2 protein-coding genes and 1 pseudogene are annotated in these 1143 nt (G+C 33.1%); 2 read left to right on the top strand and 1 reads right to left on the bottom strand.

The window, feature by feature from the left end:
- Nucleotides 1-482, top strand: a 482-nt coding sequence (locus AC27I2_RS19660; protein ID WP_487205259.1) for a hypothetical protein, incomplete at its 5' end; no start/stop codon positions are given.
- 104 nt (nt 483-586) lie between these two features.
- Nucleotides 587-913: a hypothetical protein gene (locus AC27I2_RS19655; protein WP_487205258.1), complete on the top strand. Its 327-nt coding sequence runs from the start codon at nt 587-589 to the stop codon at nt 911-913.
- A gap of 44 nt (nt 914-957) precedes the next feature.
- Here AC27I2_RS19655 and AC27I2_RS19650 read toward each other — a convergent pair.
- Nucleotides 958-1143, bottom strand: a pseudogene (locus AC27I2_RS19650) (IS110 family transposase); the annotation flags it as partial.

Below are 1143 nucleotides of genomic sequence, written 5' to 3'. Positions count from 1 at the left end.
CAATACAAGGAGGTTTGGTGAAGTATTCTCAATTTGGTGCTTTGATTTTAGTTATTTTTATCACAGCCTGTTCAACGAACTTAAACAATACTGAATGGGGAAAAAAGCTTTCTTCTACTAAGTATACCCTTAAACAAGACAGTCTATTGATTGACATCAATTGCTCAATATTTGAAAAGGATTACGGTATACAAACAGAGGCTAATTTTAAAAGTCATGGCATTTGGACAAGAGCTGGCTGTAACCCCAAAATAGTTTCTACAATTGAGGCCGGTTCTAAAATTGTTATTACTGATATTTCAATGAGAACTGATGCAAGCGGTCGTTGTTGGAATGTGTTAGCAAAAGAACCGAATGGAAATCAATTTTTTATTCCAAGTTGTAAGTTTTTTCACACTAAATTGTGGGTTACACCAAAACAGCCAACCGAAAGTAATAACTTAAAATTTAGGTTTAATAAAGCTTACTTAACAGCGGATTAAAGTATTGCTAACAAGCAATTCAACAAGGACAAAAAACAGTTGGCTTTTGTTCACTACGTTCACTATTTTAGCCAACAATTTTTTGCCTGTTAATTGGGCGTTATATGCCTAAAGTAGAGGGAGCTACTATGCAACTAATGAGATCAAATTTAATTCTTTTGTTCTTCTTGTTTTTAGCAATTTTCCCACCAGCGATTATTGTTTCGGTTGACTGGTTGTATTATCAATTTACTGGCATTAAATACGTTGATATTACTAAGGGAATGATTGCTTATTTCCTATATTTGCCAGCTTTTACGGTAACAATCTTACTTATTATTATGTATCGTGTTTTTGTTAAAAAACTTACTATAAAAGAAAATGTTATGTATTTAATTTTATTTATATTATTGTTGTTTTTTACTGTGTTACGTTTAGTGAGTTTTGGTTAAATCGGCATATAACAACACGCCCTGAGGTGGACGACTAGTAAAATTTAGCCATTAATTGCAAATTTTAAAAGTGGTGAGCCTCTGCGTTTCAATGCTGCTAAATATGTCGATTCATCGTAGGGTGTATTCGTTTTCCAACACCTAAATACAATCCTTATCCATTTAAATGCCAGTGATCTAATAATGCTATTATGCGGCTTACCCTTGGCTTTTTGTTGCTCATAATACGC

It is taken from the genome of Pseudoalteromonas sp. NH0006-46 (assembly GCF_057547735.1).
The sequence above is the reverse complement of the archived record's forward strand: the minus strand, read 5'-3'. Positions and strand labels throughout refer to the sequence as shown.